The organism is Exiguobacterium sp. s130 (genome assembly GCF_018619055.1).
Taxonomy (GTDB): Bacteria; Bacillota; Bacilli; order Exiguobacteriales; family Exiguobacteriaceae; genus Exiguobacterium_A.
In genome coordinates, this window is sequence record NZ_JACSNI010000010.1 from 46939 (window position 1) to 54446 (window position 7508).

Here is a 7508-nt window from a genome sequence, read left to right on the forward strand (position 1 = left end):
GGAGGAGAGATCATGGACAAGCTGATTGAACTGGAACAGGTCACCTATCGGTATCCGGAACAGGAGCAAGCAGCCCTACAAGAGGTCTCTCTGACGATTCGTTCAGGTGAATGGGTCGCCATCGTTGGTCACAATGGCTCTGGAAAATCAACGCTGACGAAATTGTTTAACGGATTGTTGTTACCGGAGACAGGGACCGTTACGGTTGCTGAGCGCTTTTCAAGTGCGAATCCGGAACAACTGTGGGAGATGCGTCGAGCGATCGGTATCGTCTTCCAAAATCCAGATAATCAATTCGTTGGCACGACCGTGCGCGACGACGTGGCATTTGCTCTAGAAAACTGGGGTGTGCCACGCGAGGAAATGGTTCGTCGTATCGACGACAGTCTAGCGCGCGTTGGCCTTACGGATTTTGTTGATCGGGAACCCCATCAACTATCCGGCGGACAGAAGCAGCGTGTCGCAATCGCTTCGGCGCTTGCGATGCGCCCTGATGTTCTCGTGCTCGATGAAGCCACATCGATGCTTGATCCATTAGCACGACAAGAGGTCATGTCGACCGTTCAAGAACTCCATGCGACCCACCCAATGGCGGTCATCGCGATTACACACGAATTAGACGAAGTATTACGGGCTAGTCGTGTCATCGTCATGGATGCCGGGAAAATCGTATTAGAAGGATCCCCTCAGGAAGTCTTTCGTCATGCATCGTTCTTAGAAGACATCGGACTCGATGTTCCATTCGTTGTTCGGGTACAAGAACGTTTACGGGCGCAAGGTCTCTCACTCGAGGAGACGATACTAGATGAAAGAGAATTGGTGAACCGTTTATGCCAATCTTAATCCAGGAATTAAATTATACGTATCAACTCAATAGTCCGTTCGAACGAGTCGCGCTACGTGATGTGAATCTTGAGATTCCGTCAGGGGCGCTTGTTGCGTTTGTAGGGCATACCGGATCCGGGAAATCGACGCTCGTGCAACACATCAATGGGTTGCTCAAGCCGACAGCGGGGAAGGTACAAGTCGATGACATCATCGTCGAACCGAAGAAAAAACAGGACCTCAAGCCATTAAGACGTCGCGTCGGGCTTGTTTTTCAATATCCGGAATATCAATTGTTCGAAGAGACGGTCTTAAAGGATGTCATGTTCGGTCCGATGAACTTCGGTCATGATGCCGCGAAGGCTGAACAATTAGCGAAAGAGGCATTACGGACTGTCGGACTCGATGAAGTCTTTTGGAGTCGTTCGCCGTTTGACCTGTCTGGTGGGCAAATGAGGCGTGTTGCAATTGCCGGCGTACTCGCTAGTCAACCAGACGTGTTGATCGTCGATGAGCCGACGGCAGGACTCGATCCGCAAGGGCGCAAGCATATGCTGAGTCTGTTTGCCCGGCTCCATGCAGAGACCGGTATGACATTGCTCCTGATCACGCACGACATGGATCAGGTGCTTGAGTATGCCGAGCGTGTCATCGTCATGGAAGATGCACAGGTGGCGTTTGACGGACTACCGCTTGACCTGTTTAAAGAAGAGACATTGCTCGAGCAATTCCACCTCGATCTTCCGCACGTCTTATCGCTTGCTTGGCAAGTCGCTGATCGGCGTGGATTGCAACGACCGGATATCCGGACGGAAACCGAATTGATCGACTGGTTGATGACGAAAGGGGTGAGCGAATGATCGTCGGACAACATATTCCCGGTCAGTCGTACTTGCACCGGTCGTCGGCACTTGCGAAAATCATCTTTGCTTTCTGCTTCATTCCGCTCGTCTTTCTCGCGAACAATGCAGCAACGAACATCTTTTTACTCATTTTTACGTTCTTAGCACTCATGAGTAGTCGCTTACCGCTTCGTTATGTTCTAAAGGGACTGCGACCGATTCTTTTCCTGATCGTCTTTACGTTCGTCATCCAACTGTTCTTTACGCGCGAAGGGGCTGTGATTTTCGAACTCGGCTGGCTTCGGATCTACGAAGAAGGACTTCGACTCGCGATCATCGTCTCATTACGTTTCTTCTATCTCGTCTCGATCACGACACTCGTCACGCTGACGACCTCACCGATCGAACTGACGGATGCGATTGAATTGTTGTTGAAGCCGTTCAAGGTCGTTCGTGTCCCGACGCATGAGATTGCGCTCATGTTATCGATTTCGCTTCGGTTCTTACCAACCTTAGCGGAGGAGACGGAGAAAATCATGAAGGCACAGCAAGCACGTGGTGTTGATTTGTCAGCAGGACCGATCAAGGAACGTTTACGGGCGATCATTCCGTTATTGATTCCGTTGTTCATCTCCGCCTTTAAGCGGGCAGAGGATCTTGCGACAGCGATGGAAGCACGGGGGTACCGTGGAGGAGGGGGACGGACACGTCTACGGGAATCCAAGTGGACGATGCGGGATACAGGTCTGATCATCCTACTCGCCCTCCTGACGATCAGTTTAGTAGGATTGCGAGGGATCGGTTAATGCGTCGTTTAAAATGTACGATTCAATATGACGGAACCGGCTACGCCGGGTATCAGGTGCAACCAAACGGAGTGACGATTCAAGAAGTGATTGAAACGACGCTTGCGCGGATGCACAAACATCCCGTCAAGATCATCGGGTCGGGACGGACGGATGCGAGGGTGCATGCCTACGGGCAAGTCATTCATTTTGATACGGAACTAGCGATTCCCCCGGAGAACGTCGTCAAGGCACTGAATACGCTCTTACCAGCGGATATTCGTGTCCGGAGCTGCGAGGAGGTCGAACCGACCTTTGAAGCGCGTTACGATGTCGTAGGGAAGGAATACCGCTATTTCGTCCGCCGCGAAGAAAATGCGTTTCGTCGGAATCTATCGGTTCATATTCCGTATCCGCTCGATCTCGAGCGCATCCGTCAAGGGATGGCACATCTCGTCGGAACGCATGACTTCAGTTCGTTCTGTGTCGCGAAGACGGAAACGGATAACCGGGTCCGGACGATTTACGAGGCAGAGTTGATGACAGTCGGTGACGAACTCGTCTTTCGGTTCCAGGGCAGTGGGTTTCTCTATAATCAAATCCGGATCATGGTCGGGACGTTACTTGACGTCGGACGCGGTCGTTTTGCACCAGAGGACATCAAAAAAATGTTGCTGGCAAAGGACCGAAACGTCGCAGGCGTGACGGCGCCTCCCCATGGACTCTATCTATGGGAAGTTTTCTATCCGGAGTGAAAAAAGGCAATTGACATTGGCTATTAAAAAACATACAATGTTTATTGGCATTTCATTTATTATGAAACCACAATCTTAGCCCCGTACACCTAAGATTATGATAGATTCACCTAGTGAATAAATGAAAAATCAAAAACAGAACTTTTAATTCCTTAGGAGGTATTTTACATGCGCACAACTTTCATGGCGAAAGCTACTGATGTAGAACGCAAATGGCTCCTTATCGACGCTGAAGGTAAAACACTCGGTCGCCTTGCGAGCGAAGTTTCATCACTTCTCCGTGGTAAGCACAAGCCTACGTTCACACCACACGTTGACTGTGGGGATAACGTTATCCTCATCAACGTTGAGAAAATCGTTTTAACTGGTAACAAACTCGACAAAAAAGTCTACTACCGTCACTCTGGTCATCCAGGCGGCTTAAAGCAGACTGTTGCACGCGATATGCTTGCTAACAAACCTGAGCGCATGCTTGAACTCGCGATCAAAGGGATGCTTCCAAAAGGTAGCCTCGGTCGTCAAATGTTCAACAAACTCCACGTCTACGCTGGAGCTGCACACAAGCACGAAGCACAACAACCAGAAGTTTACGAACTTCGCGGTTAATACGAATTTAGGAGGAACTACACGATGGCAGATGTACGTTACTACGGCACTGGTCGCCGGAAACACGCGGCAGCGCGCGTTTTCCTCGTTGCTGGAGACGGTAAAGTCACAGTTAACGGTCGCGATATCAGCGAATACTTCGGTTATGAGACATTGATCATGACTGCAAAAGAACCACTCGTAATCACAGAAACAGAAGGCAAGTACGATGTAATCGTAACGGTCAAAGGCGGCGGCTTCACTGGTCAAGCAGGCGCTATCCGTCACGGTATCTCACGTGCTCTTCTTCAAGCGGATCCAGAATTCCGCGGCGCACTCAAAGCGAAAGGCTTCTTGACTCGTGATGCTCGTATGAAAGAGCGTAAAAAATACGGTCTTAAAGCAGCTCGTCGTGCACCACAATTCTCGAAACGTTAATTCTTTTCGAATCCCTCTCACCCTTGTGGTGGGAGGTTTTTTTGTGCACTAAAAAACCGCTCTCCTGACGAAGTGTCAGAACAGCGATTCAAGTCAAGACGACGGAGTGGAGCGTAATCGGTGCAATGCCGTCAGAAGAAGATAGAGGATGACGATCGTCAGCGGGATGCTCCAAACAAAGACAGATTGTATGAATTGGATAGGTGTATGTGCCGTCGTTTGACCAACATGTCCCGTAAAAGAGGTTTCTTCACTTAAGACGGTTGCATTGTCCGGTAACTCCGTCTTGGTAGCGACAGTCGGTTGCAGCGTCAGATACAGGATGAAGCCAAGGTGTAAAAGACAGGTGACGCTAAGTGTCCAAATGATGCGTTTTTTCATAGGATGCTCCTTTTGATATGAGTTAAAATCATTCTGCATTCCATAAGTATAGCGGATTTTGTTTTCGGGAACAGGAGACAAAGGGGAGTGAGCATAGATGGCATTATCGATCAGCTGGTTACTCGAGCGAGCGAATCGGAAGTTGAATGCGTCGGGACTGTCACGAGAAGTCGCTAAACGGACGCAAGAGGTCATCCGGGAGATGCATGCGCAAGAAATTTATGTCGGTGTCGCCCAAGGATACCGATCGATCGCGGAACAGAATCGATTGTACGCACAGGGACGGACACTACCGGGACCGATCGTGACGAATGCACGCGGGGGACAATCGAATCATAACCGTGGAATTGCCGTCGACCTCTTTCAATATTCAAAAGACGGTACACAATCGCTATTTCAAAATGACCAAAGCTTTCAAAAGATTGTTGCTGCGATGAAACGACGTGGCTTTTCTTGGGGTGGGGACTGGACGAGCTTTAAGGATTATCCGCACTTTGAATTACTAGGAGTGTCTGAAGAAACGACGAATCGCTCTCGTGCGATCGTTCCGTATCCAGGTCGTCCGTTTTATCAAGGGGCAGCCAATATGAATCCACGGGATATCGAACGAATTCAGCGTGCAGTCAAAGCAACCGTGACTCGGCGCTTTGATGCAGAGACGGTTCAGAAGGTGCGTGCCTATCAAACACGTCAAGGACTTGATGTCGATGGTGTCGTGGGTCCTCGTACATGGAACCGAATGTTCTAAAGCGAGCGGATGATCGAGCAAAACGATGAAAACCGACATCGGACATGGAAAAGTCATCCTTTCCGGTGTCGAAATGTGCAAGCGCTCTCTTATTTTTGTTATACTGATAAGGATTAAATCGAACGTTTTCAGGGGGAAGGCACTATGTTGAATGAACAAGAAATTCGCGAGGTAGTCGGAACGCTCGTCGATCCGACGATTGACCGCCCGCTTGCAGATACGAACGGCATTCGTGACGTCCGGATTAAAGGTGATTATGTCAGTTTGAAAATCGCTTTAGCACAATCCGGTTCTGGGGAGCAACTTGTGCTCCAACAGCAAATCGTCAAGGAACTGAAAGAAAAAGGATTCAAGACGGTGGGACTTCGTTTTGAGGCACTCGGTGATCACGGGATTCAAGCAGCGACGACACCGTCGATCCTTAAACCAGAATCCGGTACGACGTTCATCGCGATCGCTTCCGGTAAAGGGGGCGTCGGGAAATCGACGGTTTCCGTTAACTTAGCAGTCGCCCTCGCACGAGCAGGTAAGAAGGTCGGTTTGATCGACGCCGATATCTACGGCTTTAGTGTTCCAGACATGATGGGAATCGAAACACGTCCGACTGTCGTGAACGACCGAATCGTTCCACCAGAACGCTTTGGCGTCAAGGTCATCTCAATGGGCTTCTTCGTCGAAGATAATGCACCAGTCATCTGGCGGGGACCAATGCTCGGGAAGATGCTCAACAACTTCTTCGCGGACGTCGAATGGGGCGATCTCGATTACTTGTTGCTTGATCTTCCACCGGGGACAGGAGATGTCGCACTCGATATTCATTCGATGCTCCCGAGCTGTCAGGAAGTCATCGTCACGACACCTCACGCAACAGCCGCTTTCGTTGCAGCACGTGCAGGGGCGATGGCGATCAAAACGAACCATCGTCTCCTCGGAATCGTCGAGAACATGTCGTACTTTGAAAGCAAAGTGACAGGCGAAAAAGAATATGTCTTCGGTAGTGGTGGCGGAGAGAGGTTGTCAGAAGCATTAAAAACCGATATTCTAGCTAAGATTCCACTTGGACAACCATATGCGAATGATGCGGACTTCGCTCCATCCATTTATCGCGATGATCATCCATTTGAGACATACTATAATGAACTCGCCACGCGTGTCATCGAAAAAGTAGAGGGATAAGAATGAAGATTAAAGGATTTTTGAAGCTGTTTTGGATGACGCTCCTAATCGGAACGCTCGCCGGCTTCGTGTTTAACTTGGTAGCAGAACCTGGATATATCCGGAATCAATCGATTAGCGGATATGTGACGGCTCTCTCCTACAGTAGTACGTGGACAGCCATCAGTTTGATGGGATTCTTCTCGTACTTGATCTTACATCGCGTCGGACTTGATCTGTTCCGCGGCGCAAAGCTTTGGAACCGTGTCCAGATCGTCTTGATCGCATTTGCGCTATTTGATGGCGTTTATCTACGTGGACTAGCATACGGTTTTGATAAGACAAGTCTCTATATTGGTGAGATGGTCGTCTTGCTTTTAATTGCATTCTTAGTCGCGCGGACGAAAGCACGGGAAACGAACTTTACAGCGTTCATTCCGACATTGTTCCTCATGACAGTCATCACGTTGATCGAATGGGTACCTGCTTTGCAGGCAACACAAGATAAGCGGATGTTATGGGCGGCGCTTGCGACACTTTTAATCTGTAATGCGTATCAGATTCTAATGCTGCATCGCTTGCAAGAAAAGCCCGCTTCTCAAGGACAATCTCAAAAACAGGCGTAACGAAAAAGACCCGCGAACGGGTAGTGTTTTACCGGTTCAAGCGGGTCTATCTTTTTTCTAAAGTTTTTTTAGAAAAACAGTTGACGAAAAAAACAAGAGTTGATATATTAATACATGTCGCTGAGGCACACGCCAAACGCGAGCGTCACAGACGAAAAAAACTTCAAAAAAGTAATTGACATCACATATTACTTTACTGTAAGATTTAAAAGTCGTCAAATGACATATTGGACTTTGAAAACTGAACGATGAGGCAAAAATCGTATTCTACGGAATACAAAAACGAATGAAGCGCAAGCTTCGTCAATCGTGACTCCGGTCACAACAACGAGCAAGTCAAACACTTCATGGAGAGTTTGATCCTGGCT

At 48.9% G+C, this 7508-nt stretch carries 10 protein-coding genes; 9 read left to right on the forward strand and 1 reads right to left on the reverse strand.

Going from position 1 to position 7508, the window contains the following annotated elements; all coding sequences use genetic code 11:
• Positions 1-12: 12 nt before the first annotated feature.
• The 6 genes from HZS85_RS16130 to rpsI all read left to right on the forward strand — a co-directional run bounded on the left by HZS85_RS16130 (position 13) and on the right by rpsI (position 4230).
• Positions 13-843 (forward strand): energy-coupling factor ABC transporter ATP-binding protein, encoded by an 831-nt coding sequence (locus HZS85_RS16130; RefSeq protein ID WP_023466650.1) that lies wholly within the window; start codon positions 13-15, stop codon positions 841-843.
• Complete coding sequence (locus HZS85_RS16135) at positions 831-1685, forward strand: energy-coupling factor transporter ATPase (protein ID WP_214856818.1); 855 nt, start codon at positions 831-833, stop codon at positions 1683-1685. Before HZS85_RS16130 ends, HZS85_RS16135 begins: the two co-directional genes overlap by 13 nt.
• A complete protein-coding gene (locus tag HZS85_RS16140) occupies positions 1682-2473 on the forward strand; it encodes an energy-coupling factor transporter transmembrane component T family protein (RefSeq protein ID WP_214856819.1) in 792 nt (263 codons plus the stop codon). The genes HZS85_RS16135 and HZS85_RS16140 overlap by 4 nt, the downstream gene beginning before the upstream one ends.
• Complete coding sequence (gene truA, locus HZS85_RS16145; RefSeq protein ID WP_214856820.1) at positions 2473-3207, forward strand: tRNA pseudouridine(38-40) synthase TruA; 735 nt, start codon at positions 2473-2475, stop codon at positions 3205-3207. The genes HZS85_RS16140 and truA overlap by 1 nt, the downstream gene beginning before the upstream one ends.
• A gap of 168 nt (positions 3208-3375) precedes the next feature.
• Positions 3376-3813: a 50S ribosomal protein L13 gene (gene rplM / locus HZS85_RS16150; RefSeq protein ID WP_023466654.1), complete on the forward strand. Its 438-nt coding sequence runs from the start codon at positions 3376-3378 to the stop codon at positions 3811-3813.
• Between the two features lie 24 nt (positions 3814-3837).
• Positions 3838-4230: a 30S ribosomal protein S9 gene (gene rpsI, locus HZS85_RS16155; RefSeq protein ID WP_023466655.1), complete on the forward strand. Its 393-nt coding sequence runs from the start codon at positions 3838-3840 to the stop codon at positions 4228-4230.
• A 93-nt stretch (positions 4231-4323) separates the two neighbouring features.
• Here the strand turns inward: rpsI and HZS85_RS16160 are convergent, their stop codons facing one another.
• Positions 4324-4611: a hypothetical protein gene (locus tag HZS85_RS16160; RefSeq protein ID WP_214856821.1), complete on the reverse strand. Its 288-nt coding sequence runs from the start codon at positions 4609-4611 to the stop codon at positions 4324-4326.
• A gap of 97 nt (positions 4612-4708) precedes the next feature.
• Here HZS85_RS16160 and HZS85_RS16165 point away from each other — a divergent pair, with 97 nt between their 5' ends.
• The 3 genes from HZS85_RS16165 (at position 4709) to HZS85_RS16175 (ending at position 7140) form a co-directional block, all read left to right on the forward strand.
• Positions 4709-5359 (forward strand): M15 family metallopeptidase, encoded by a 651-nt coding sequence (locus HZS85_RS16165; protein WP_214856822.1) that lies wholly within the window; start codon positions 4709-4711, stop codon positions 5357-5359.
• A gap of 144 nt (positions 5360-5503) precedes the next feature.
• The gene (locus tag HZS85_RS16170; RefSeq protein WP_214856823.1) at positions 5504-6535 is read left to right on the forward strand and encodes an Mrp/NBP35 family ATP-binding protein; all 1032 of its coding nucleotides are present in this window, start codon (positions 5504-5506) and stop codon (positions 6533-6535) included.
• A 2-nt stretch (positions 6536-6537) separates the two neighbouring features.
• Complete coding sequence (locus tag HZS85_RS16175) at positions 6538-7140, forward strand: KinB-signaling pathway activation protein (protein WP_023466658.1); 603 nt, start codon at positions 6538-6540, stop codon at positions 7138-7140.
• Positions 7141-7508: the final 368 nt, after the last annotated feature.